Origin of the sequence: Sporosarcina sp. ACRSM (assembly GCF_022346545.1) — a bacterium.
Lineage (GTDB): Bacteria > Bacillota > Bacilli > Bacillales_A > Planococcaceae > Sporosarcina.
The window spans coordinates 36,529-63,288 of sequence record NZ_JAKRNU010000016.1; the positions used below are offsets into that span (position 1 = coordinate 36,529).

Annotated in this window: 22 protein-coding genes and 1 pseudogene; 19 read left to right on the forward strand and 4 right to left on the reverse strand. The window is 40.3% G+C overall.

Annotation, left to right across the window (positions count from 1 at the left end):
• Positions 1-13 precede the first annotated feature (13 nt).
• The 12 genes from cydS (at position 14) to MHZ95_RS19395 (ending at position 12,142) form a co-directional block, all read left to right on the forward strand.
• Entirely contained in the window at positions 14-133 is a 120-nt protein-coding gene (gene cydS / locus MHZ95_RS21065; protein ID WP_483315927.1) for a cytochrome bd oxidase small subunit CydS family protein, read from the forward strand.
• A 125-nt stretch (positions 134-258) separates the two neighbouring features.
• A complete protein-coding gene (gene rlmD, locus MHZ95_RS19345; RefSeq protein ID WP_239392444.1) occupies positions 259-1,623 on the forward strand; it encodes a 23S rRNA (uracil(1939)-C(5))-methyltransferase RlmD in 1,365 nt (454 codons plus the stop codon).
• Positions 1,605-2,465 (forward strand): exodeoxyribonuclease III, encoded by an 861-nt coding sequence (locus tag MHZ95_RS19350; RefSeq protein WP_239392445.1) that lies wholly within the window; start codon positions 1,605-1,607, stop codon positions 2,463-2,465. Before rlmD ends, MHZ95_RS19350 begins: the two co-directional genes overlap by 19 nt.
• A gap of 89 nt (positions 2,466-2,554) precedes the next feature.
• Positions 2,555-2,710: a small acid-soluble spore protein O gene (gene sspO, locus MHZ95_RS19355; RefSeq protein WP_239392446.1), complete on the forward strand. Its 156-nt coding sequence runs from the start codon at positions 2,555-2,557 to the stop codon at positions 2,708-2,710.
• A gap of 234 nt (positions 2,711-2,944) precedes the next feature.
• Positions 2,945-3,388 (forward strand): YhfM domain-containing protein, encoded by a 444-nt coding sequence (locus MHZ95_RS19360; protein ID WP_239392447.1) that lies wholly within the window; start codon positions 2,945-2,947, stop codon positions 3,386-3,388.
• Positions 3,389-3,826: 438 nt separating this feature from the next.
• Positions 3,827-5,134 (forward strand): branched-chain amino acid transport system II carrier protein, encoded by a 1,308-nt coding sequence (gene brnQ, locus MHZ95_RS19365; RefSeq protein WP_239392448.1) that lies wholly within the window; start codon positions 3,827-3,829, stop codon positions 5,132-5,134.
• A gap of 414 nt (positions 5,135-5,548) precedes the next feature.
• Positions 5,549-6,583 carry a siderophore ABC transporter substrate-binding protein gene (locus MHZ95_RS19370; RefSeq protein ID WP_239392449.1) on the forward strand — a complete coding sequence of 345 codons (1,035 nt, stop codon included), beginning with the start codon at positions 5,549-5,551 and terminating at the stop codon, positions 6,581-6,583.
• Positions 6,584-6,602: 19 nt separating this feature from the next.
• Positions 6,603-7,625 carry an ABC transporter permease gene (locus MHZ95_RS19375; RefSeq protein ID WP_239392450.1) on the forward strand — a complete coding sequence of 341 codons (1,023 nt, stop codon included), beginning with the start codon at positions 6,603-6,605 and terminating at the stop codon, positions 7,623-7,625.
• Positions 7,622-8,686 carry an iron chelate uptake ABC transporter family permease subunit gene (locus MHZ95_RS19380; protein ID WP_239392451.1) on the forward strand — a complete coding sequence of 355 codons (1,065 nt, stop codon included), beginning with the start codon at positions 7,622-7,624 and terminating at the stop codon, positions 8,684-8,686. Before MHZ95_RS19375 ends, MHZ95_RS19380 begins: the two co-directional genes overlap by 4 nt.
• The gene (locus MHZ95_RS19385) at positions 8,683-9,435 is read left to right on the forward strand and encodes an iron ABC transporter ATP-binding protein (protein ID WP_239392452.1); all 753 of its coding nucleotides are present in this window, start codon (positions 8,683-8,685) and stop codon (positions 9,433-9,435) included. The genes MHZ95_RS19380 and MHZ95_RS19385 overlap by 4 nt, the downstream gene beginning before the upstream one ends.
• Positions 9,436-10,337: 902 nt before the next feature.
• A complete protein-coding gene (locus MHZ95_RS19390; RefSeq protein WP_370643119.1) occupies positions 10,338-11,021 on the forward strand; it encodes an MgtC/SapB family protein in 684 nt (227 codons plus the stop codon).
• Between the two features lie 623 nt (positions 11,022-11,644).
• Entirely contained in the window at positions 11,645-12,142 is a 498-nt protein-coding gene (locus tag MHZ95_RS19395; RefSeq protein ID WP_239392454.1) for a GNAT family N-acetyltransferase, read from the forward strand.
• Between the two features lie 324 nt (positions 12,143-12,466).
• On the opposite strand, the gene MHZ95_RS19400 is transcribed toward MHZ95_RS19395, so the two are convergent.
• A complete protein-coding gene (locus MHZ95_RS19400) occupies positions 12,467-15,085 on the reverse strand; it encodes a M14 family metallopeptidase (protein WP_239392455.1) in 2,619 nt (872 codons plus the stop codon).
• Between the two features lie 293 nt (positions 15,086-15,378).
• Between MHZ95_RS19400 and MHZ95_RS21030 the strand changes: the two genes are divergently transcribed.
• From MHZ95_RS21030 to MHZ95_RS19420, 4 genes and pseudogenes are all read left to right on the forward strand, one after another.
• Complete coding sequence (locus tag MHZ95_RS21030; protein ID WP_370643118.1) at positions 15,379-16,047, forward strand: helix-turn-helix transcriptional regulator; 669 nt, start codon at positions 15,379-15,381, stop codon at positions 16,045-16,047.
• A gap of 264 nt (positions 16,048-16,311) precedes the next feature.
• A pseudogene (pyc, locus tag MHZ95_RS19410) lies at positions 16,312-19,752 on the forward strand (pyruvate carboxylase); the annotation flags it as partial.
• Positions 19,753-20,072: 320 nt separating this feature from the next.
• Positions 20,073-21,377, forward strand: a complete 1,305-nt coding sequence (locus tag MHZ95_RS19415) for an MFS transporter (protein WP_239392458.1) — start codon at positions 20,073-20,075, stop codon at positions 21,375-21,377.
• Positions 21,378-21,501: 124 nt separating this feature from the next.
• The gene (locus tag MHZ95_RS19420; protein WP_239392459.1) at positions 21,502-21,951 is read left to right on the forward strand and encodes an SgcJ/EcaC family oxidoreductase; all 450 of its coding nucleotides are present in this window, start codon (positions 21,502-21,504) and stop codon (positions 21,949-21,951) included.
• 96 nt (positions 21,952-22,047) lie between these two features.
• Here the strand turns inward: MHZ95_RS19420 and MHZ95_RS19425 are convergent, their stop codons facing one another.
• From MHZ95_RS19425 to MHZ95_RS19435, 3 genes are all read right to left on the reverse strand, one after another.
• Positions 22,048-22,323, reverse strand: a complete 276-nt coding sequence (locus tag MHZ95_RS19425; protein WP_239392460.1) for a nucleotidyltransferase domain-containing protein — start codon at positions 22,321-22,323, stop codon at positions 22,048-22,050.
• A gap of 7 nt (positions 22,324-22,330) precedes the next feature.
• Positions 22,331-22,750, reverse strand: coding sequence for a nucleotidyltransferase substrate binding protein (locus MHZ95_RS19430; RefSeq protein ID WP_239392461.1), 420 nt, complete (start codon positions 22,748-22,750; stop codon positions 22,331-22,333).
• A 112-nt stretch (positions 22,751-22,862) separates the two neighbouring features.
• Positions 22,863-23,744: a LysR family transcriptional regulator gene (locus MHZ95_RS19435; protein WP_239392462.1), complete on the reverse strand. Its 882-nt coding sequence runs from the start codon at positions 23,742-23,744 to the stop codon at positions 22,863-22,865.
• 158 nt (positions 23,745-23,902) lie between these two features.
• Between MHZ95_RS19435 and MHZ95_RS19440 the strand changes: the two genes are divergently transcribed.
• The 3 genes from MHZ95_RS19440 to MHZ95_RS19450 are packed head-to-tail and all read left to right on the forward strand — an operon-like array spanning position 23,903 to position 26,594.
• Entirely contained in the window at positions 23,903-24,151 is a 249-nt protein-coding gene (locus MHZ95_RS19440; protein WP_239392463.1) for a hypothetical protein, read from the forward strand.
• Positions 24,148-25,698, forward strand: coding sequence for a sodium:solute symporter family protein (locus MHZ95_RS19445; RefSeq protein ID WP_239392464.1), 1,551 nt, complete (start codon positions 24,148-24,150; stop codon positions 25,696-25,698). Before MHZ95_RS19440 ends, MHZ95_RS19445 begins: the two co-directional genes overlap by 4 nt.
• Entirely contained in the window at positions 25,644-26,594 is a 951-nt protein-coding gene (locus MHZ95_RS19450) for a carbon-nitrogen hydrolase family protein (RefSeq protein WP_239392465.1), read from the forward strand. The genes MHZ95_RS19445 and MHZ95_RS19450 overlap by 55 nt, the downstream gene beginning before the upstream one ends.
• Positions 26,595-26,760: the final 166 nt, after the last annotated feature.

Genomic DNA, 26,760 nt, shown 5'->3' on the forward strand with positions numbered 1-26,760 from the left:
GGGGAGTGTTTTAGTGAGTAACTTTCTGATGTTCTACGCGCCATTTATCGTTCTGATTTTGGCACTGATCACCGCATTCATCGTTGCGCCGTTGGATGGGGCGGTGAAGGAACGGGTGGAGGATGAGAAGTGATGCGTGGGGAGGCAGACGCCGGTTTGGCGTCTGCTTTTTCTTGGAATGGAAGCGTTGTTTAGCAACTCTACATTTTCGCTATTGCCGTGGTACACTATAGACATCTGAAATTTGGAGGAAATCGAATGTCTTTTATTGTGAATAAAAATGAACGCCTCAACGTTTTGGTGGAGGATTTGACACATGACGGGTCAGGTGTGGCGAAGGTGGAAGGATATCCCCTTTTCATCCCGGGAGCGTTGCCAGGCGAGGAAGTTGACATCCAAGTCGGCAAAACGTTGAAAAATTATGGGTTCGCTCGATTGTTAAATGTGACGAAAGCGTCGCCAGACCGGGTCGCCCCCCCTTGTCATGTATACCCGGAATGCGGCGGTTGCCAATTGCAACATTTATCCTATGAAGGCCAACTTGTGCAAAAACGAAAAACGGTGCGCGACGTGATGGACCGAATTGCGAAACTTCCGCATGTACCCGTGCATCCCGTAAAGGGAATGGACAGCCCATGGCGCTATCGCAATAAATCCCAAATCCCATTCAGTGAGCAAGACGGCAAAGTGGTGTCCGGCTTTTACAGATCCCGCACTCATCACATCGTCGATACAGATGTCTGCATCATCCAAAGTGAAGAAGCGGATGAACTGATGTCGACGCTGAAACACGAGATGCATGCACTGGGAATTGATGCTTATGATGAGAAGGTCCACCGTGGTATGTTGCGCCATCTAATTGTCCGCAAAGGGCGTGCAACAGGTGAAATCATGGTCGTCCTTGTCACGCGCAAAAAGAAATTCCCACAAAAAGAGGCGGTTGTTGAGCTGATTAAACGAGTTGTTCCCGATGTTACTTCCATCATGCAAAACGTCAACGATCAGAAGACAAACGTCATCTTTGGTGATGAAACGATTTTATTGTATGGAAAGTCCTTCATCATTGATTCAATCGGGCCGATTGATTTCGAAATCTCAGCACGCTCCTTTTACCAAGTGAATCCGGAACAAACAGAAGTCCTTTATGGTCAAGCGTTAGAATACGCTCAACTGACAGGCGGCGAATCCGTCATCGATGCCTATTGCGGCATCGGGACGATCTCTTTATTCCTTGCACAGAAGGCAAAAGAAGTATACGGCGTCGAAATCGTTCCACAAGCCATCGAAGACGCAAAACGCAATGCAGATTTAAACGGCATTGATAATGCCTATTTCGAAGCAGGTCCTGCAGAGGTTGTTATTCCCAAATGGTATGCAGATGGCAAGCGATTCGATGTGTTAGTTGTCGATCCGCCACGCAAAGGTTGTGACGAAGAGCTATTGAAAACGATTTTGGAATATAATCCGAAGCGCGTTGTCTACGTTTCCTGTAATCCGGGAACATTGGCACGGGATTTGCGGATATTGGAAGATGGTGGGTATCGCACGCAGGAAGTGCAGCCGGTGGATATGTTTCCGCATTCTAGCCATGTGGAGTGTGTTACATGGCTAGAACGAAAATAAGGGGAGGAAAGGCATTGAAGTTTATTTCCTGGAATATTGATTCACTAAATGCGGCATTAACTGGGAATTCAGCACGTGCTTTATTGTCGCAAGGAGTTTTGAATACGATTATAGAACATAACCCAGAAATTATTGCCATACAAGAAACAAAGTTATCAAGTAACGGTCCTACTAAAAAGCATGTAGAAATTTTAGGTGAGCTGTTTCCTGACTATGAAGTGGTTTGGAACAGTTCTGTAGAACCGGCACGCAAAGGTTATGCGGGTACGATGTTTTTGTATAAAAATCACTTGACACCGTCTGTTACCTTCCCCAAAAATGGGGCACCAGGCACCATGGATGCGGAAGGGCGCATGATCACATTAGAATTTGATCATTTCTACTTAACACAAGTGTATACACCGAATGCAGGGGATGGTTTGAAGCGATTAGAAGATCGTCAAATTTGGGATATAAAATATGCCGATTATCTAGCTAGTTTAGATAAAGAGAAACCCGTTATTGCAACAGGTGATTTTAATGTAGCGCATAAAGAAATCGACTTGGCCCACCCTGAAAATAACCGTCGTTCAGCCGGGTTTACGGATGAAGAACGCCAAGGTTTTACAAATCTTTTAGCAAAAGGGTTTACAGATACTTTTCGCTATATTCACGGTGATGTGGCAGGTATTTATTCTTGGTGGGCCCAGCGTGTTAAAACAAGTAAAATAAATAACTCTGGCTGGAGAATTGATTATTGGCTAGTGAGTGATCGCATAGCAGATAAAGTACTTAAATCTGAAATGATTGATTCTGGCTCAAGGCAAGATCACACACCACTATTGTTTGAAATTGATTTGTAGTCTATATGGGCTAATCATTAAGTAAGATTGTGTAGCAATGCATAGTAAAAACACCGCGTGGCAAACTAATGGCCATGGAGGTGTTTATAGTGAGCAACAGTCCAAAGAATAATGCAAGCGGTAATGTCAGCGATGAGCAAGCGGTGCGTAAAAATTTGTCACGGGAATTTGATCATGAACTTGCGAATGAACCGTTAACAGAAGCTGAAAGACAAAATAACAAGAAAACAAAGAAGCGACAATAGCCGATAAATAATCCCTCGTTAACGCTGTTAATGGGGGATTATTTATTTTTAACAGTATTTGTTCAGATTTTCGTGCATTCCATGAATAAGGCTTATGAATTATTAACTCCTCCTTCATTTCTTTTATACAATTACTCTAGCATTGACTTCCGTCGAATTGTATACAACAATTAAAAAATAAGGCATATAATTATTGCGAATGAAATACATCAAAATAACATGAGGTGCAGAAAAATGATTAAGCTTACAACAATAATTTTATTTTTATCAATCTTAGGTATGGCAATTTTAGCAGGTTGTCAAACACAAACAAACGACACAATGGTTCTTTTAGATGAAAAGATTTCATCAGTGGAAATTTCAAAATCAAACGGATTTGGCGGAATGAATGAAGACATTATACAATCTTTTACCGATGTCGAAACAATTAAAGTATTTCAAAATGCGATATTAACCGCTCAAAAACAAACAGGAAAAGTCGATGTATCGGAACCAGAATACGATGTGATGGTCAAATATACATCAGCAGAGGGGCAATTACCAACACATGGAATCTATTTGTGGCTAGGTAAGGAAAATGAAAAAAGTATGTTTATGTATATCGGGGATGGTGAAGTTTATCTTACCTCGACAAAAAACACTCAGAAATTAAGAAAGTTAATACATACCGGTAATTGAAGGTTATGAATTTTACTTTAAGTGGAAAATCCATTTTGGAAAAGTGTTATTCACAGTTTTATCATTGAAATAGGGAGGGCGTGTCCTGGTGGATTGTGCCGGAGGAATGGAAAAGATGATGAGCAATGGTCACGCCAGAACAAGTTGCGGGGGTAAGAAGGCATTTCTTAAAATGAAGAAATTTGATCCAAAAGAGTTTGGGAAAGCATACAAGGACTTATGAAAAAATGGTATCAGGCACCTAAATTGTATGGGACCTGATACCGTTTTTATATTTCTAAGATATTATCCACTTGTTTTATGAATTTCCACTATTGTGAAATATATGGTATATTAAAAAATACTTGTCTAACAAAATAAGATTCGTATGATGTGTACTACTACTCAGAGAAGGGTTCAAGCAATTGGTGACATAAAAAGAGAAAGGCTGATTTACATATGAAAAAACCTCTAAGAGATAGTATTATTATTGGGCTTGCGCTTTTTGCTACATTTTTTGGGGCCGGCAATTTAATTTTCCCACCGTTTTTAGGGCTCCAGTCGGGTACGGGCTGGTTTAGCGGCAACATCGGATTCATTATTTCAGGGGTCATTTTCCCAATAATAGCGATTTATATTATATCCCAAGCGGGTGGTACTGTAGATCAATTGACTAAAAAAGTACATCCTAAATTTTCACAATGGATACTACTTGGTATTATGCTATTTTCAAGCTTTATCGCCATTCCGAGAACGGGTGCAGTTACCCATGAATTAGGGATTCAGGCAGTTTTTCCATCAATCCCAGCAGCACCTATTGTGATCATTTTCTTTGCGTTAACCTATTATTTTGTCAATGACAGGAATAATGTCATCGATAAAGTGGGGGCTTTTTTAACACCTACCTTAGTGATCATTTTAATAGCAATCATCATAAAGGGAGTCATAACACCGGTTGGAGAACCAGTGGACACCGCTGTTTCAAGTAGTTTTGTTAATGCATTTCTTGGCGGGTATCAAACAGGCGACCTATTAGTGAGTTTTATGGTTGCAAGTGTATTTATTTCACATATTGTGGGTAAAGGATATCGCACAGAAAAGGAAAGAAATAAAATGATCGGATTTGCCGGGCTCATCGCCTTTACCTTTTTAGCTATTATTTACTCGGGGCTTTTATATTTAGGAGCTTCTGGCAGTGGGATTTATCCACAAAACATAGATAGAGCCGAATTATTATTGGTGATTGTAGAGATGTTATTAGGCAAAGGTGGACTTTATGGATTAGGGATCGTAGTAGCATTGGCATGTTTGACTACTGCGATTGGCTTGACCACAGCTGTCGCTCAATTTTTTGAAAGTGTAACCAATGGGAAGCTAAGTTATAAAACAACCGCAGCAATTGTCTGTGTCCTAGGCATTGCCATTGCAGTATTAGGTGTGGATCGAATCGTATTTATAGCAACACCGCTTTACTTGGCAATCTATCCAATTTGTATCGTGGTAATATTGGCGGGAATATTCCATAGGCACTTACCAAACACTGCCTCTTTTCAAGGTGCCGTGTTATTAACAGTGGTTATTAGCGTATGTGAAGCGATGACAGCAGCCGTAAATATCCCATTTTTATCTCGTTTAATTGGGATGATTCCACTGAGTAGTACTGGGTTCGCATGGTTGCTTCCAGCGATAATCGGTTTCGTCGGCGGTGCAATTATTGGAAGATTTAAAGAAAAAGAGAAAGCTACAGAGCAGTCGATTGCAAATTAAATTACAACTTCTTTGACTTCAATCTTTTTGATGAACCCTAAAAGCATTTCAGTGGTCAAGGTATCATATTATGTCACTACTTTTTTACTGTTCTATGATGGCGGAAAGTCTACTCAACGAGTGGCTTTCGGCCATCTTTTTTTTGTTCATTTTTTTCGATTTTTTAAATTTGCAATGATCTTGGTCAAGTTATCCTTAAAAAAATAGTTGACAGTCTATTTTGATTTGATATACTCAAGTAGGATATTGAAATTGATAATCATTATCAATGAATTTGTATTGGCGCTGTGCACTATGTGAAATAGAAATAATTTATATTTAAATCACGCGCAAAAATATAACAGTGATAGTAATGTCATCAATTCAATAATCTGTTTACTTATAAAGATCATACATAAGGAGAGAGGTAGAGAAATGGGGAAATTTAAATTAACGATCATTATGGCAATTTTTGCTTTGCTGTTGGTTGCTTGTTCAAATTCAAAAAATGAAACTGGTGGAACGAGTGAAACCGATGGGCAAGAAAATAATGCTACTGAAGTGGAAACAGAAGAGGCGGCAACAACGGTTGAAATCACGGATGCCCATGGAACGGTTACTGTTCCGATAAACCCTAAGAATGTAGTTGCTTTGGATAATAGAACGTATGAAACTTTATCTGATTGGGGAATTAAGTTAGCGGCTGCTCCAAAATCTGTAATGCCTGCGGATTCACCATATGTAAGTGATGAGTCAGTTCAAGATATCGGAAATCACCGTGAACCAAATCTTGAAATTATCGCGGCTGTGGACCCTGAACTTGTCATTGTCGGTCAAAGATTTGGTAACTATTATGAAGACATCAAAAAATTAGTGCCAAATGCAGTAGTTATTGATCTGAATATTGATGTTTCTGAGGAAGCTGCTACACCGGGAGAAAACTTAGTAAATGGACTTAAAGATGCGACAACTACTTTAGGACAAATTTTCGATAAAAATGAAGAGGCTAAGCAGTTGAACGCTGATTTTGATAAAGCTATCGAAGATGCTAAGGCTGCTTATAATGGAACAGATACAGTGATGAGCGTCATCGTTTCAGGCGGAAATATTGGTTTTTCAGCTCCTGGTTCTGGACGTGTTTGGGGACCGATGTATGAAATTTTTGGCTGGACTCCGGCATTAGAAGTTGACAAAACGACATCAGATCACCAAGGTGATGAGGTTTCTGTTGAAGCGATTGCACAAAGTAATCCTGATTGGATTTTCGTAATGGATCGTGATGCTGCAGTATCATCTACGTCTGATGCAGTTCCTGCTAAAGATGTTATCGATAATGCGCCAGCTCTTCAAAAAGTAACTGCTGTTACTGAAGGGAAAATTGTTTATGCACCAAATGACACTTACACAAATGAATCAATCCAAACTTATCTAGAGTTATTTGAAAACCTTGCAAACACTTTAGGTAAGTAATCTAAAGGAGTATCACATAGTGCAAAAAAATAGTATTACTGGGGTTGGGAGTAATTCTCAACCCCAGCTTTATAACTACAATAAGATATGGACAAAACCTTTTATAGTAGCGGTTATAGCTGTTATTATTTTAGGCATTATCTCACTGTTTACGGGTGTTTATGATATACGTGGTCAAGAAGATGGGATGGAAATGTTTTTCATCACGCGTGTGCCAAGAACAGCAGCACTCATGCTTACTGGAGCGGCCATGGCAATGGCAGGGCTTGTTATGCAACTGATTACACAGAATCGTTTAGTTGAACCGACTACCACAGGAACGATTGAATGGGCAGGTTTAGGTCTCCTTCTTGTTTATTTACTATTTCCCGCACCAACTTTAGCTTTAAGAATGACGGGTGCCATCCTTTTTTCTTTTATAGGAACGATGATTTTCTTCTTATTTTTAAGAAGGGTTAAACTTCGCTCATCTTTAATTGTTCCGATCATTGGGCTGATGCTGGGAGCAGTCATTTCCGCAGTTTCCACTTTTATCGGACTTCTTTTTCAAGCGACACAAAGTATTGAAAATTGGTTTGTAGGCTCTTTTGCGGCTGTTCAAATTGGTAGGTATGAATATTTATGGCTCATTGTTCTTGTTACCATTCTTATTTTCATGTATGCGAATCGATTGACTTTGGCTGGACTAGGGGAAGACGTTGCCACCAGTCTTGGCGTGAATTATAATAGGCTCGTACTTTTTGCGACTGGTCTTATTGCTATTGGGGTTGGAATTGTTGCAGCCGTGATTGGAAACTTACCATTTTTAGGTTTAATTGTCCCGAATATTGTTTCCATGTTCAGAGGCGATGATCTTAGAAGTAATTTGCCTTGGGTATGTGTGATCGGAATGGGTACGATAATGGTTTGCGATATCATTTCTCGAACGATTATCATGCCTTTTGAAGTACCTGTCTCTTTAATACTCGGAACAGTGGGGGCAGTCGTATTTATTGCAATTATATTGAGACGAAGAAAACCGAGGAGGCTAAGAGGAAGATGAACGCATTGGGATATAGAAGTACAGATCATGTCGAAATCGATTCTAGCCTTCGTAAGGAAAAGAGATCCGCTAGAGCTTTTCGTTCTAAGAAAGAGGAAAAACGTTACTGGATTTTGCTCATCACATTGATTGCTTTGGGTGCTCTTTCTTCGTACGGGCTTTTAGTGTATAACAATCCGGTTCCAGTCGATTCACCTTCTTTTATCCCGGTTGTGATGAGAAGGATCGTGGCGCTTACTGCAATGATCATTGCTGCAGTTTGTCATAGTTTGTCGACCGTCGCTTTCCAATCGATTACGAATAATCGGATTATCACACCTTCACTTCTAGGCTTTGAATCACTGTATTCAGCCATTCAAACGAGTACGATATTTTTCTTTGGTGCCGGTGCACTGATCGGTTTTAGTGGTACTGGATCATTTCTGTTTCAAGTGACGGCGATGGTCTTGATGAGTTTGATCCTGTACGGATGGTTGCTTTCGGGGAAGTATGGAAATTTACAACTTATGCTTTTGGTTGGCATTATTATTGGGGCTGGGCTACGATCCGTGTCTACTTTCATGAGAAGATTACTTTCACCGTCCGAGTTTGATATTTTACAGGCAAGATTGTTTGGTTCCGTCAATAATGCGGATGCTGCCTATTTTCCTATTGTCATTCCGATGGTCATCATTGTCGCAATCTTACTTCTTACATATTCCAAGAAATTAAATGTATTGTCCCTTGGAAAGGATGTCGCCACTTCTTTTGGTGTTAAACATCAACCAAGTATCATTTATACGCTTATTTTAGTTGCTGTTTTGATGTCCATTTCAACGGCTTTAGTTGGACCACTTACTTTCTTTGGATTTTTAGTTGCCACTTTGAGTTATCAGGCGGCACCAACCCATGATCACAGATATGTGTTTCCGATGGCCCTTGCTATAGGATTCTTAATACTAACGAGTGCGTACTTTTTTATGAATCATGTATTCAATGCGCAAGGTGTAGTGTCAGTTATTATCGAACTGTTTGGTGGAATCATATTTCTAATTGTAATTTTAAGGAAGAGGGCTCTATGATAAAAATTGAAAATACTAGAAAGTTATATACGGATGAGGTAAAGATAGGACCTTTGGATATTGAAATACCAAAAGCCGGTTTTACCTCTTTAATTGGACCAAATGGCGCTGGAAAGTCTACGACACTTTTGATGATTGGAAGACTTTTGCATATGGATGAAGGACAAATTAGTGTGGCAAATATGGATGTCTCCACATCTAAATCAAAAGACTTAGCGAAAATCGTGACGATATTGCGACAAGAAAATCATTTTGTCACGAGACTTACGGTTAGGCAACTAGCTGGCTATGGTCGTTTTCCTCATTCACAGGGAAGATTAACGAGAGAGGATGAGGCGATCATCTCTAAATATATCGATTTTTTGGACTTGACGGATCTGGAAAATAGATATTTAGATGAGCTTTCAGGTGGTCAAAGGCAACGGGCATATGTTGCAATGGTTTTGTGCCAAGAGACGGAATATGTACTTTTGGACGAGCCCCTGAACAATCTTGATGTGGCTCGTTCTGTTCAAATGATGGAGCATTTGCGACATGCTGCGAAGGAGTTTGGAAGAACAATCCTGACTGTTATGCATGATATCAATTTTGCAGCTAAATATTCTGATCGGATTTGTGCGATGAAAGATGGACAAATTGCCGCTTTTGGAACAGTAGAAGAAATTATGAACCCGGAAATTTTGACAGATATTTTTGAAACAAAAATAGATATTATTGAGGGTCCTTATGGGCCAGTAGCGATTTATTAGTTACTAAATCTGTAACTACTTAGGTCACTAGTGTTTGAGTCTCTAAAAAAAGTGCTAACAGCAGTAATCCCCCTTCAAGTGAACCCAGAAGTAACCCGGAAAGCGGGAGGTAAGATAGGTGCCCCAAAAGATCATGACGACCATACCCTTGAAATGATTGACGAACCAGATGAAATCGAGTGGCATCAGGTTCAATCCTGTCCCCATTGTGCGGCTCATAAACAGGCCTTTTTTCAGAAAACGTGATAGCGCCAGTCCAGTATGGGGTAGCTGGACTGCTTGGTGCGCTTCTTTAAAGACCTATCAACTCTTCTCTCTCGCCAACACTGTTTCAAAACATGACTGGCTATCGCCCGAGTGAAGCGACACTTCTCAACCATTTGAATGACTTCCAAGAAACCGCAGCTTCATTTCCACCCTGCGAAAACAGAACCGTGAAGTACTTGTCTCCCTCATTTCAGTCCAATTCGTAAAATTCATCTTTTATAAAGGTCAGCCTAAGTAGTTACGTTCATTGCATCATACGAGGGGAGACCATCATTAGTGGAAACTAAACTGACTAAGCCTAATAAAAATACCTGTTGAAATATGGATTTTGGGGGCACCTTTCACTGGAGTAAATCGACAGATTTCCAGTGTTTTTTTGATTTGTGAAATACGAATTTCTAACAGACGCCTACTAGCTAACAAGAATGTAAAGAATTAAAGGAATTAAAGGGATTTTAAAGAATTGAAAGAATAGGGAAGGATATCAGGTATTCATTGAAATTTGAATTGTCCGGGTGCTTGGTACTTTTCATAATTACTTGGATTTCCCTAAAGATGAGATGAAATTAAAGCAGTTTCAACGGAAAGTGACAATTGTAGCTATCGCATAAGGTGAGGTGGGAAAGTTGGACATAATTGATTTGGAACTAATCTTAAAGTTAAGTATTTCCGCAGTATTAGGTTTAGTAATAGGGGTAGAACGGGAATTAAAAAGAAAGCCACTAGGACTAAAAACAAGTCTAGTTATTTCTATTATTAGTTGCTTAATTACAATTGTTTCAATTGAATCAGCCTATACGTTTCCCGGGAGTGACGACCTTCGCATTCAGATGGATCCATTAAGGCTCGCAGCGCAAATCGTATCCGGAATCGGTTTTTTAGGGGCTGGTGTCATTTTAAGAAGAGGAAATGATCGCATTTCCGGCTTAACGACTGCAGCCATGATTTGGGGGGCGGCCGGGATTGGTATTGCTGTTGGTGCCGGCTTTTATGTTGAAGCAGCGTTCGGCGTTCTACTATTGCTGTTAAGTGTGGAATTAATCCCGATTATTGTGTTGAAATTTGGTCCGAAAAAACTCCGAAAAAGAGAATTGATGCTTAAAATCCATATAAATGAATTAGGAAGCGTTGAACACGTGATGCATAAATTGGAAAGAGAGAAATTTGCAATATCTCATTTGCGTATTAAAGATATACTGGAAAGTAATTCTCAATTGTTAGAGATCAAAACAAAAGTTAATATGAATAGAACTGTGCCAGAAATTTATAATTTCATAAAAACGATTGAGGACGTTAAAACCGTTGAAATTGTTAGTTGAATGGTATTGTAATGGTCTTCTTGGCGGCGATGAATAAACGGATTTTCTTAATGGAAGAGGCTGTGCAAACTAGTAGGAGATAGTAGTGAAAGGTACCAGATACACGCATAATTCTGAAGTATGCGAGTACCTGGTGCCTAAAACTTTTGCTGTTTTTTTTACCGTTGCCAACAAACTTTCAACAACGAAATCGAGTTGTTTATCGAGCGAATAGATATCACTATGGATCAGATGGAAGCCATCAATTGTATACTTTGTAAAATCCAACTGAATCCCAGCACTCCCGCCCGTTGAATAGAGAAACATACTTGCCGGAAGTTTGTATGGCCTGCCTATATCTTTAGTTGTCAATGTAATATGCCAAACGTTAGCTATTTCTAAGTTTATTACAATTAAAAATCATTCTCATTTCTTTTTAGGATAGTAGCGAAAAGAACGAATCGTGCCTAATAATTTCATAACTAAAAAATAGAAGCAAAGAGTCGGGAAAACTGTATATCCCATGAATATTATAATAAAAGCTAATACTGTATATTTATTGCCATAGCTAAAAGGCAGTGAGACAAAATAAATTTGTGATAAATGACTAAGTTGAACAAGTTAGGAAAGGGGATATACATTCGATGATATCTTTAAGAAATGTGCAGGCGACAGATTTAGAACAGCTATTAGATATTGAGAATGAAGGCTTTTCAAAAGAAGAAGCGGCAACAAAGGAAGCGTTTGTAGAAAGGATTCAGTTGATACCGGATACCTTTATCGTGGCGGAAAAGGACGGGGAGATACTTGGTTACATTAATGGCCCTATTATTCATCAACCTTACATAACGGATGATTTGTTCGAGGAAATTCAAGAGAATCCGAAAAGAGGGGGCTATCAGAGTATTTTAGGGTTAGCAGTATCCTCAAAGGCTAGAAACCAAGGAATTGCCAAGGTTTTAATGGAGAAGATGGCAGCACTTGTGGTGGAAAATGAAAGGGAAGGGATCACCTTAACATGCAAAGAGGAATTGGTTTCTTTTTATGAGAACCTTGGATTTGTGAACCATGGTAAATCGGAGTCCCAACATGGCGGAATATTGTGGTATAACTTGGTCAAATTAAGAGAGACTATAAATTGAATTTACTCCTCAATTACTAAAAGTAGCGAACCAGCTACTCATGCAATTCCTAATTGTTCCGGAATCTGGTAGCTAACATGCACCCATATTCGTTGACAATGTAATATCAAAAACGTTTAGAGAAACGCTAGATGCTCCACTCTTTGGCGCACGATTCGAAAGCCGACTGTGCCGCGATTAGGGCATGCGGAAGTTCGAATGGCTTTACTATATACCAGGTTGGATTCAAGTTAACTATCAGATAAGTTTGCTGAAATATGATGTCTGTCCCCCACTAAAGTAATGCTTTCTAACACCGGGGGACAAGACATTTTTTTCAATGATTCATTCCCCACTCAAATTTTTAGCCAATGAATCATAGATGCAATTAGCGATGAAACGATAGCTATTATGGGTATGTGCTCTAAAGGCTAGCCCATTGGCAAAAAGGGTGAAAGTGGTATTGTTTAAGGTATGGGTAAAGGCGAGGATTTGTCCTTTTGCATTTTCATGTCCGGGCCACCATCCAGCTAAAAAGAAATCATTACGATTGCTGAAGGAAGCAAGTACCTCGGCTCCTGCGGGTACTGAAGTAATCCACATTCCAGAGGTAGTATAAAGAATCTCATCGGACTGATAGCCAGAGGTGAGCAGATGGTTCTTGATTTTTGCTTTGAATAAGCCATCATGGCCATTTTTTGTGTGGTTTATATTTAAGCCAGGCAATAATCCTCTACTGCTGACAGCTTTTAATGGTTCAAACCCTATTCCCACAAATGTTTTTCCAGTTAAATACGATACGATGATACTGCTGCTATCGCTAACAATTACGTCCGCGTCTGCTTGTTTGACCATTTCAAAACCAAGCTCCGCAACTGCAAACTTCAATTGAGTCGACCCAATGACAGCTACTTTCATCTGCTTTAATTGCATTGTCTTTACAGGAATGGAGGTATATAAATATCTGGCAATGAAATAATAGTTTTTACCGAAATGCTGTAAATCATTTGTTCGGACAATAAAATCGCCTTTATTGATCAATCCTCTTGTTTCAAGTGCCTTTTCCACGACAGCCCCATTCTTTAGAAGAATGTTTACAAGTTTAATGGTTTCATTATTTGTATTCGATAACACATGGTAAGTTGCAGGTGTGTGAATATTACCTTTCGGAAGCCCTGTATTTCTAATTCTAATCGTATTTTGATTAAAAGCATCCGTATTGCGAATTTCATGTACTGTAAACCCTCTTAAATCAGGAAAATTTACGACGGTTGAATCATACATCGCTTCCCAGCCTGACACATCTTCTCCTTTATAGAGCATGGCATTGGCTACCCCGCGTTTTGCCTGTTTCATAGGAATCACAAAAGTCCCTTTTGAATAAGTGATTCGCTCTACTACAGTATCTTTTGTTAGTTTTTCGACCTTTACACCATTACGCAATAAATATTGGACCATTTTATAAGCTTCTAATTTATTTTCTTGTTGTTTTGAACCTATGGGAATCACATAGTAATCGGGGAAGAAGTTTGTATGTTCACCTCTTATTCTTCCAATCGATTTTCTGGAAGCATTCACTAAATACGGATCGACTGAACGATTATCCTCGCCCTTTACGCCGCGCTTAAAGATCTCAAGCTGATTTTTATACAGCTGATCTTTATTTTCATGTACAAAAAGGGCGGCTCCCAGTCCAATGCCTACCATCGCATGAAAACCATCTTGACTTAATGCTGGAATTTCAATTGTGTGACCAAGTGAACCATGCAGCATCGCATACATTGGTGTATAACCGACAGACATATCGTCCCAGCCGTCTTTATATTCTAATGCTGGGATGACATAGGACTTAAAGTCAGAGTTGCCTAATCCCGTTTCTCCCATAGCACGAGCCTGCCTGATCATATTATTGTAAAGCAAATCGTATTCATAGTTTGGATTGTGAGGAGGAGTGGTCGGTTCAATTAAAAATCTACCAATATAACCATGCATGTCTAGGAAGGAGAGGGAAGTCCATTTGGCAATTTCCTGAGTGACAACAATTGTTTCGGGTTGAGTTTGAAAATGATTGTCGCGGTTTAAGTCAAAGCCATTTGCGTTTCTTCTACTATTCGCAGCTCTTCCATCAGGATTATTCGTAAACATGAAGAGAAAAATGACATGGTCAAGCATTTCAGTCACGTTAAGGCTTACGGTTTCCTTTTGGCCATTTCTAACTGTAGGAACCGTGATCCTATCCTCCAAGGCGAACTTTCTCAATAATTCAACTTGGGCATCGAGTCCTTCAATTTCATCGGGATGGATATTATTAAACCAAATAGGAACCTGATATTCACCGGCTAAGCCGTTATCCAGCTGATGTATAAATTTTTCAGGCTGTTCCAATGCCGTCGGAAGTGTAACATTTAAATAGCTGTCAACTGCGGCTTTACTCTTCGCCAAAATAACAAAATGAAGATCTCTACCTTCTACGGACTTTCCGAGACTTTGGTACTTAAGATAACGATTATTTCTTTGGTGAGCTTGTTTAGAAATTTTATCAATCTCTGGCTTTAGTTCATTATAAAAAAGGAATTCATCATAGACATTTAGCCGGACAGTAGTGGAAGCCTTCATCTTTGTTCGCGGATCGATCATCGCCAATTCGTAACTTCCAATAAACTGTTGATATTGTGTTCGAATGGATCTCTCGGCAAGACTCTCTTTATTGAAGGGAAGGTCAAACTTCAAGGTGGCTTTGACAATCCCGGTATCGCCAATAAAGTGAGGTTTTTCGATGATTGTAATAAAGGGATCTCCACTAAAATTTGACCCGGTTGTCCATTTTTTCCACTCAGCGAGACTCTTTCCGCCAAATTGAAACGTCAGTTGACTTACGTCAATATTCCTTCCCATTTCTGCCTGAACTTCAACGGTTCTTACTTCTGTGAGTGAAAATAAAGACCTGCTAACCTGAAGTTGCACAATAAAAGACTCCCTTTGTTTATATTCATTTTCTTAGCGTATTATATTCAGAAATACTTGATAGGTGAATTTGAGATTGGAAGCTGGGTTTTTAGGTTATGCAGGACAGGTATTACAGCAGTTGAACATGCTTGAAGAAAAATATTTCAGTGAAAAACCAGCAAAGCAACACTTTTATATTTCCAACCGGCTATAGCCGTTATACGCGATGAAGGCTCGACAAAAAAAAGCTTGATTGTTACACTTAACGGAGTGAAATATATTTCATTAGAAAATATGAACCGGGTGATAGTGTGAAAAACTCGAGTATAACCTTAACAGAAAATGACAGACTTATATTAGAGTCTTATAAAACGATGATTGAAGGTATGGCTGATTACTTGGGCAGTGGTTATGAATTTGTCTTGCACAGTCTTGAGAATCTGAATGAGTCTGTTGTCAAAATCATAAATGGACATCATACGGGGAGACAAGTCGGTGCTCCGATTACAGATTTAGCCTTATCCATGCTGTCAAAATTACAGCAGGAAGACGAAAAAGGATACATTTCATATAATGTGAAAAATAAAAAAGGCGAGCCATTAAAAGCAACAACTATTGTGATAAAAGGCGAAAATAGTAAAATTATTGGGGTTTTATGTATTAACTTTTATTTAAATACGCCACTGTCCGAAGTGCTTGCAAATCTAAGTAGCTCAAATGGGGCAGCATATGCTTCTGAAACTTTTGTGGAAGATGTAGACGAATTGATTTACCAAGCGGTTAACCAGGTCCAAAAAGAGGTGGAGATGGATGAAAGTGTTCCGCACTTATTGAAAAACAAGGTCATTGTGACGATGCTCTATAATCAAGGTGTTTTTCAGTTTAAAGATGCTGTCGTTAAGATCGCGGAAATTTTAGGGATTTCAAAAAATACGGTATACATGCATTTAAGAGCAATTAATTCATCTAGATCAAAATAGTTAGTTTTTATACAAAAAGTTGGAAATATAATTTTAATATAAAGAAGTCGGGAAAACTCTAGATTTGATAATCTAGAGTTTTTTGAGTTGAAGGACTAAAAAATAAGATAGTGAGTAAAATAAATCATCATTAATGAAATAAAATGTATTGACTAAACTATTTTGGGGTACTAGTATATGATTATTAAAACTATTCAACGAACAATGGAATTATTGGAATGTTTATAGTTTGCTGGATAGGTAAACGAGTGGGGGTAATCCAATATGCAAAGTAAGGACAAAAGGATTCATAAAGTACTTGTAGCCAATCGAGGAGAAATCGCTATTCGCGTGTTTCGAGCTTGTACAGAACTCGACATCCGTACAGTGGCCATTTACTCTAAGGAAGATTCAGGGGCTTATCACCGTTACAAAGCAGATGAAGCTTATCTAGTCGGAAAAGGCAAAAAACCAATTGATGCTTATCTCGATATTGAAAACATTATCGAAATTGCCAAACAGACAGAGGTGGATGCAATTCATCCAGGATACGGTTTTTTGTCAGAAAATATAGAGTTTGCTAAACGCTGTGAGGAGGAAAACCTCATTTTCATAGGTCCTACATCTCGGCATTTAGATATGTTTGGCGATAAAGTGAAGGCGAGAGTACAGGCCCAGCAAGCAGAAATACCGGTTATTCCAGGCACAGACGGTCCTGTCTCCGGTCTTGAAGAGGTAGTGGCTTTTGGTAAGGAACATGGTTTTCCGATTATGATTAAAGCCGCACTTGGCGGTGGCGGACGCGGCATGCGGATTGTCAACAGCATCGAGGAAGTAAGAGAAGCCTTTGAGCGGGCAAGGTCAGAAGCGAAAGCGGCTTTTGGCAACAGTGAAATGTATGTAGAAAAGTTTATCCAAAATCCAAAACATATCGAAGTACAAATTCTGGGGGATGCTCATGGAAATATCGTTCATTTATATGAGCGTGATTGTTCGGTACAGCGTCGCCATCAAAAAGTAGTGGAAGTAGCTCCAAGCGTCTCATTACCTGAAGATTTGCGGACAGCTATTTGCAACGCAGCAGTCAAGCTGATGAAAAACGTTGATTATTTAAATGCGGGAACTGTGGAATTCCTTGTGGCGGACAATCAATTTTATTTCATTGAGGTGAACCCGCGCGTTCAGGTTGAACATACAATTACGGAAATGGTGACCGGCATTGATATTGTGCAATCCCAGATTTTAATTGCGGAAGGTTACACTTTGCACAGTGAAACAGTGGGGATCCCTGCTCAGAAGGATATCACCGTCAATGGTTTTGCCATCCAATCACGTGTCACAACCGAGGATCCGCAGAATGACTTCATGCCGGATACGGGGAAAATAATGGCTTATCGATCCGGCGGTGGTTTCGGTGTCCGGTTAGATGCCGGGAATGGCTACCAGGGATCTGTTATTACGCCTTATTATGATTCGCTGCTCGTTAAAGTGTCGACGCAGGCTCTCACCTTTGAAAAAGCGGCATCCAAGATGTTGAGAAACCTTCAAGAATTCCGGATTCGCGGCATCAAAACAAACATCCCTTTCTTGGAAAATGTCATGCGTCATGAGAATTTCATTACAGGAAATTACGATACATCGTTTATTGACACGACGCCGGAATTATTCATTTCTCCAAAAAGTAAAGACCGTGGGACAAAAATGCTTAATTATATCGGCAATGTCACGATCAACGGCTTTCCGGGTATTGAGAAAAAGAAAAAGCCATTGTTTGACCAACCGCCTATTCCGAAAGTTAGCGGGTTGGGAGCGGCTGCATCCGGTACGAAACAGATTCTAGATGAAAAAGGGGCGGATGGACTCGTTGAATGGGTGAAATCCCGGAACGAAGTGTTGCTGACAGATACGACTTTCCGCGATGCGCATCAGTCTTTGCTTGCGACCCGCGTCCGGACCCATGACTTGCTTCGTATTGCCGAGCCAACAGCGAAACTGCTGCCAGATCTTTTTTCTCTTGAAATGTGGGGCGGTGCGACATTTGATGCTTCTTACCGCTTCTTGAAGGAAGACCCGTGGAAGCGCCTGATTTCGTTAAGGGAGCAAGTCCCGAATGTGTTATTCCAGATGCTTCTTCGTGCATCTAATGCAGTTGGTTACACGAATTATCCGGATAATGTCATCCGTGAGTTTGTGGATCAATCAGCTGCTACCGGTATTGATGTATTCCGTATTTTCGACAGTTTAAACTGGATCAAGGGAATGGAAACAGCGATTGACGCAGTCCGCCAGACCGGCAAGATTGCGGAGGCCTCTATTTGTTATACAGGGGATATTGATGACCCGACCCGTACGAAATACAACATTCAATACTATAAAAATATGGCCAAGGAGTTAGAGAACCAAGGTGCGCATATTCTCGGCATTAAAGATATGGCTGGTTTGTTAAAGCCGCAATCAGCTTACCGGTTAATTTCCGAGTTGAAAGAGACTGTGGATCTACCTATTCATTTACACACCCACGATACGAGCGGCAGTGGCATTTACATGTATGCCAAAGCAATTGAAGCGGGCGTGGATATTGTCGATGTAGCTGTAAGCTCAATGGCGGGATTGACTTCACAGCCGAGTGCCAATACGCTTTGCCATGCTTTAAATGGAACGGAGCGCGAGCCTTCTGTCAGTAGCGATGCCTTGGAAGAGCTGTCCCATTACTGGGAAGGCGTCAGAAAATATTACCAGGATTTCGAAAGTGGCATGGTCGCTCCGAATACCGAGATTTATAAACATGAAATGCCTGGCGGGCAATATAGCAATCTGCAACAGCAGGCAAAAGCCGTCGGACTTGGCAAGCGCTGGGAAGAAGTAAAGGATATGTATAGCCGCGTGAATATGATGTTTGGCGACATTGTGAAAGTGACGCCTTCTTCAAAAGTCGTTGGCGATATGGCACTCTTCATGGTCCAAAACGACCTGACGGAAGAAGAGTTACTGGAAAGAGGCGACAAAATTGATTTTCCGGATTCTGTCATTGAGCTATTCGAAGGGTATTTAGGCCAGCCGTATGGCGGGTTCCCAAAACAATTGCAACAAGTGATCTTAAAAGGAAAAGAGCCGCTTACAGTCCGTCCAGGAGAGTTGTTGAAAGAAGTAGACTTTAACGCGCTCCGAGAAGAATTGTTCAAAGAAATGGACGACCAAGTCACGGACCATGATACGATCGCTTATGCCTTGTATCCGAAAGTATTCTTGGATTATATGAAAACAATTGAACAGTTTGGCGATGTTTCCACGTTGGATACACCGACGTTCTTGTACGGCATGAGGCTTAATGAGGAAATTGAAATTGAAATCGAAACAGGAAAGACATTGATTGTAAAACTTGTTTCCGTCGGACAGGCACAAACAGATGGTACACGTGTCGTCTACTTTGAATTAAATGGGCAGCAACGTGAAGTGATTATAAAAGATGAAAGCATCAAATCTTCCGTTGCTTCAAAATTGAAAGCCAATCCGAAAAATGAAAGTCACTTGGCGGCGACGATGCCTGGAACGGTGATCAAGGTGCTCGTCGAAAAAGGAGAGAAAGTCACTCAGGGAGATCATTTAGTGATCACTGAAGCGATGAAGATGGAAACAACTGTCCAGGCTCCTTTTTCGGGCATCGTTACCGATATCCATGTTCAAAATGGCGAAGCGATTTCTTCAGGCGATTTGTTAATTGAATTAGAATTGGAGAAAGCAAGACAGGAGTCACAACCGCAAGAACCTGCAAGTAAAGTGCTGAGCACAACATAAGAAGAGTTCACCGATGATCACCATCTGACGTACAGAGGAAACTCTGTACGTTTTGTGCACCAGATACGCTTAAAGAACTTGAGAAAGGAGTGGTGATTCTCAAACGTTTGCTAAATGGTCTTATCTAATAGATAAATTGTTTGCCATACAAATATAATGTTGTATGGCTTTTTTGTACATGGTAAGCTATTTGGAATCTGGTTCGAGGATAAAGAAAATAAAATCAATATTTAAGAAAGGTCGGTTAGATCGTGTCACAACATCGTGGACGTAAGACAGATACTCAATCCTTCATTCATTCTCCGGAAAAACAACAACAACTTTATAAGAGAACGTTACTCGTTGTTGTCATCTCCCAAATTTTTGGAGGGGCGGGACTGGCAGCAGGAATAACAGTGGGGGCACTTCTTGCCCGAGACATGTTAGGGACAGATAGTGTGTCAGGACTCCCAACTGCATTATTTACTTTAGGGTCAGCAGGGGCTGCATTGCTTGTGGGGCGGCTATCTCAGCGGTTTGGACGTCGTACTGGATTGGCGACTGGATTTTTGGCTGGCGGGCTTGGTGCCATCGGTGTAATCATTGCGGCAGTGACCAATAGCATTTGGCTGTTATTCCTTTCGCTCTTCATCTATGGGGCTGGAACGGCGACAAACTTGCAAGCACGCTATGCAGGAACGGACTTGGCCAGCTCCAAACAAAGGGCAAAGGCTGTCAGTATAGCGATGGTATCCACTACACTCGGTGCAGTTGCAGGCCCAAACTTGGTGGATGTAATGGGAGAGTTTGCGGTATCCATAGGAATTCCTGCTTTAGCGGGGCCGTTTATATTGGCTGCCGCTGCTTATACACTTGCTGGTTTGATTCTCTTTGTTTCACTTCGGCCAGATCCTTTTATTGTCGCAAAAGCAATCGCGGATGCTAAACAATCGTCCGGTCGTTTACCTTTAGAGGAAAATGCTGATTTGTCAATGATCGATAAGCGACGAGGTATTTTGGCCGGCGCTTCCGTCATGGTGATTACTCAATTTGTGATGACTGCCATTATGACGATGACCCCCATACATATGGGACACCATGGATTTGGCTTGAATGCAGTTGGAATTGTCATTGGTTTTCATATCGGCGCGATGTTTTTGCCTTCGTTAGTAACCGGTATGCTTGTTGATAAAATTGGCCGTTCTGCTATGGCGATCGCTTCTGCCATTACACTGCTTGCCGCAGGTCTTTTAGCGGCTTGGGGGCCAGCTGATTCGATGGCAGTGCTCGTTACAGCGCTTGTATTACTGGGTCTTGGCTGGAATTTTGGGTTGATCAGTGGGACAGCCATTCTTGTCGATGCAACGCCACCAACTACTCGCGCGAAAACGCAGGGGTCCGTCGATGTCGGGATTGCTTTGTCAGGGGCGATCGGTGGGGGCCTATCTGGAATCATTGTAGCCCAGTCTAGTTTTGCTACTCTTTCAATTACGGGTGCGATGCTTTCATTGGTGCTGATTCCAATTGTGATGTGGGCCGGTATCCATAAACAGTGGAAACCTGCCGAGAGCAATTAAAGATTTAGGGTGCTATTCAAGTAAAGATAGCACCTTTATAATTCTTCATTTTATAAGCAATGGTTAGGAAGTTCATAACAACAGTTTGTGAAAGGGCTTCTCACAATTTAAGGAGGAATAGAAAATGAATGCTCCATTCCATAATGAAGTTCAAAATCTTTATCAAAAACTAATTGATGCGTGGAATAGACGTGATGCAAAGGGAATGTCAGAACAATTTGCAGAACACGGAGTCCAAATTGGATTTGATGGCAGTAAGATAATTGGGCAAGAAGAAATTTTTTTGCACGTTAAGCCTATCTTTGAAGAACATCCGACTGCTCCTTTTGTAACAAAGGTGAAAGATATACGGTCTCTAGGAGATGATGCTGCAATTTTACACGCGATCGCGGGAATGATTCCACCTGGAAAATCAGATATTGAGCCCGCAGTAAATGCCCATCAAACACTAGTTGCAGTGAAACAGGATCGCGGCTGGCGTATTGAGCTATTTCAAAACACCCCTGCCCAATTTCATGGGAGACCCGAGTTAGTGGAGGAAATGACTGAAGAGTTAAGGCAGTTACTTCGTTAATTAAGTCTGAAATAAAAAAAGCTATCCGTAGAAATTAGTATGAAATTTCTACGGATAGACTTTTAAAGGGGACAACCCACTCAGCAACACTTAAAATCAGGTTTGATATAAAATTTGGTGGCATTGATCAATTTGTTCACGCAATGTTTCCGATGCATGGTCATATAAAACGAAGTCGATTTTCAATAGCGTGTCTAACTCGTTTTCCACTTGTTCTGCTAACAAAAGCCATTTCATTTCCGATAGTCCCGGAGCTTTCACGGCCAAATCAATATCGGAGAAATCATTATAGTCGCCATGAGCACGTGAACCGAATAACAGTACCGATTGGATTTCAGGGTAACTACTGACGATTTCTATTAGTTGATTCACTAGCGCCTCATTCATTTTGATCATTATCCAACATATATTGTCGTTCGAGTTGATGAAAAGTTGTTTTCATTTCTGGAAAGTATCGGTTGATGTTTTCCAAAATTCTTCGGGCCATTTCCTCATCATAAGCATGCGAAGTTTCATTTCGATCTTTCAGCATTTGCAGCCAGGCTTGCTCATTTTGAAGCCAACCCACTTGATAGGCTTCTTTCAACGTTTCACGAGGAGTTTTCGCTTCGATACCTTCACTAAGCAATAACCTTTTTAGCATCTTCCAGTAGATTTCGATTGTGAATTCAAAACGTTGAATCGTTCCGTCTACGATTAGACTATTCTCTTGATTTTCATTTAACGCTTCTTCCAAACGGCTTAATGCCTTCTTTAGGTTCTCGAAGCTTTGTCTCAATTTACGATTTGCATCCTCCATTGAAATTTCCCTCCTATCGCAATACTAGTGCTCATCATTATACCATTTATGATGTATGGATCGTTCATATTTGGTAATAAATAAATTTTTGCCATACAAATTATAATCTTAGTCATGTTTGATAGGTTTCTCTTACGGTATGGATGAATGCTCTAAGTGCATTCGATTGGTATGCATTTTTTCTGGTAATAATGCCGATGTTCCAATTTATTTCTGGTTCTTTAATCGACAAAGTGACGATATCAACGTCAGATAACTTATTTGTAAGTTCATTAGGGATCACTGTGATACCTAGCTGGGCTGAGACAAGGCCTAATACTAAATCCCATTCGGTGCTTTGGAAGCTGATTTCAGGAGAAAATCCAGAGTCAATACAATGGTTTTTGATCAAATTATATAGTGCAAATGATTTGTCAAAGAAAATAAATTTTTCATTTTTCAAATCTGACAATCTAACCTCTTTTTCTTTTGCAAGTGGATGTTTTGATGAAACACAAACAACAAATTTATCCTGAAAGATTTGTTCTGAATCCAATGAATTGACAGTAGGAAGTACTACAAATCCAATATCTAACTCCCCTTGTGAGACAAGGTTTTCAATGATGATTCCTCCAGCTTCTTTTGTTGAGAGTGATACGTTGGGGTATTTATGTAAGAAAGAGTAGGCAACTTTGGGGAAGAAAACAGAGCCAATGATTTGCGGAATGCCTACTTTTACCTCCCCAGCTATATTGTCAGATAGATCACCAATAGACTCCGGGATACTTTGAACTTTTTCTAAGATTTCCTTGCTCATTTTGTAAAGTAATTTTCCTTCATCTGTCAGCTTGATTTTTTTGCTGGAGCGGTCAAATAAGGTAACGCTCAGCTCATGCTCTAACTTTTGAATTGTTTTACTTAAAGCTGGTTGTCCAACATAAAGTGCTTCCGCAGCTTTCGTAAAACTATTTTTCTCTACAATTATGACAAAAACTTCTAAGGATCTTAATTGCATAGCGCTCCCTCCTATTTGATTCCTTCAAGGAATGATTTGTATTCCTATTATGTATTTTACATCATAATTGATTGCGCGTAAAATACAATTCAACGGCATTGGAAGCGCATACAGCATTTAAGCATCTAAAATAAAGGGGTCAAAAGGGGGGGACTTTGGTGAGGAAACAGCATGCATGTTGGATATTCGCGTTTTTTACTTTTTACGCTTTAACTTTTCTTCCTAATTTCGGGATATTCAACAAATTGGAGGTTATTGCATTTTTGCCGCAACCATTAGCTTGGGTATTACTGTTAAATGCAATTAACACGATTATCATTTTTGTTGTCTATTTTAAGTTTTTCAAGCCATTTGCTATACGGGTTGAAGAAGTCTTGGGGGAGAAAGTGGAGGGTGAGCAAATATGAGCCAAGTAGCTATTACGGTGATTGTTTTAGTTTTATTTTTAGCTATTTTAGTTGGGATTAGCAGTTTTGCTTCAAAATCGAACATCGCCACTCCGAATGATTTTTTTCTAGCAAATAGAGGGCTTGGAACGGTTGTTATGGTGATGACTACTGGAGCAAGTTATTTTAGTACCTGGACGCTGTTGGGTTCAATAGGAACACATTATCGAGATGGTGTCTGGTTTTCAGCTTTTGCTGCATGGGCAGTCGTGCACGCGCTATTTATCTGGCTCGTCGGGTCACGAATCTGGTACTTAGGAAGAAAACATGATTTTGTAACGCCAGGAGACATGATGGAGAAATATTATAAAAGTCCATTTCTGCGAATTTTATTTGCGATTGTTGGGATGATCGGGCTTATTCCATATATGTTGATTCAAATTACTGGTGGCGCATTTTCTTTAAACAGTTTGACCAATAATGCGATTCCCTATTGGGTTGGCATACTAATCATGGGTATTTTCGTTGGTGTTATCGTTACTCTCAGTGGGGGGAGAGGTGCCGCTTGGGGAGATACATTTATGGGATTCTTCTTTGGAATTACTCTATTAATAATTACATTTATTTTCATTAAAAGTGCCGGCGGCTTACATGCATTTACTAACTTACAATCTGTTGCACCAGAAATTCTAGTCAATAAAGGGCAGTTTCCAGGAATACTCGAAACCGCTTTAGGTTTAACGTTTGGGTTTTGGATTATGCCGCATATGTGGCAGAAGTTTTATTCAGCAAGTTCCCCGATGACTTTGGCCAAAACATCCCTATTTGCACCGTTTTGGAATTCTTGGTTAATGGCGCTAGGGGCGTTGTTTATCGGAATGTTTGCGCACACACCAGGCTTAATTCCTGGGCTTTCTGTAGAAAATAGTGACACAATTATTCCGGTATTCTTCTCAACTTATGCACCATTCTTTGGGGCAATCGTAGTCGCTGCAGTTGTTGCGGCAGCTATTTCGACGATCAATAGCACTCTATTAACAACGGCTAGTCTATTAGTAAACGATATTTATGTGCGTTTTATAAACAAAGATGTAAGCCCTGAACGGATAACCTTTATGGGTAAATTAACAGTTTTGTTAATGACAGTAATCGTCGTGATTTTCGCCTTTATTCCTGTAGCGCAAGGATTTATCGTCCCGGTAGCAGCATTAGGATATGGAATAGTCTTACAGCTAGTTCCAGCAGCGATTGGGCCATTGTTTTGGCGAAAAGGGACTCTTGCTGGAGCAGCATCATCTATCATCATTGGGGAAACGGCACTTACGATTATTTATATTTTTGGATCGCCATTTCCATTTGGGCCGGCAACAACAGGTCTTATTTTAGGAAGCATCAGCTTTTTCGTTGTCAGTATACTCACGACAGATCGTCATGAAGAAGAGAAAAAAGATCATCACAGAGAATTAGTAGAAACACTTTTCCCTGATGAATCAAATAGAAAGGATGTAAAAAGATGGAGAAAGTCAAGCGATTTAAAGTGGCAGTTGTCCAAGCAGGTTCAGAAGTGATGAATAAGGAAAAAGGGGTAAAGAAAACAGTTCGGCTCATTGAAGAAGCAAGCCAACAAAATGCCAAAATAATCGTATTTCCTGAGGCGTTTATTCCTGCTTATCCTCGGGGAATGTCATTTGGAGCAGTAGTCGGTTCACGCTCTGATAAAGGGAGGAAAGATTTTTTCCAGTACTGGGATAATTCCATTACAGTACCAGGCCCTGAAACGGATGAAATTGGTAAAGCCGCCCAAAAGGCGAAAGCCTATGTCGTCATAGGAGTCATTGAAAAAGATGATCATTCAAGTCAAGGAACCCTTTACTGTACAGCTCTTTTCTTTGGACCAGATGGTCAACTATTGGGGAAACATCGGAAGTTAAAGCCGACAGGTTCAGAGCGACTCATTTGGGGAGAAGGAGATGGTAGTACATTACCTGTTTTTGAAACCCCATACGGAAGAATCGGCTCACTCATCTGTTGGGAAAACTATATGCCACTCGCTCGCGCGGCTATGTACGATAAAGGAGTACAAATCTATATTGCACCAACCGCTGATGCAAGAGATGCGTGGTTTGCGACGATGCAGCATATTGCTGTAGAGGGTAGATGTTTTGTCTTATCCTGTAATCAATATTCAACAAAAGACATGTATCCGGAAGAAATTTCTTCACGTAAAGAGTTTGAAGACTTACCAGAAGAGCTTACAAGAGGTGGAAGCTGTGTAGTTGATCCACTTGGAAATTTCATTGTAGAGCCTGTGTTTGGTAAAGAGGAAATTATCTATGCTGATATCAATTTAGATAAAATTGCTGAATCACAGTTTGACTTTGATGTCGTTGGTCATTACTCCCGACCCGATGTCTTCCAGCTTATCGTAAATGAAGAAAAGCAACAGAATACAATCTGGAGATAGTAAAAGATAGAAAACCCCTTTCATGAAATGGAGAACACTTCATGGTGATATGCACCCCGAAAGTTAGAGTCAAAATCTAACTTTTGGGGTGTTTTATTATGGCTAAATATAGTGAATCTTTTAAACTGATGGTTGTACAGGAATACCTTGCCGGTCCGCTTGGCTA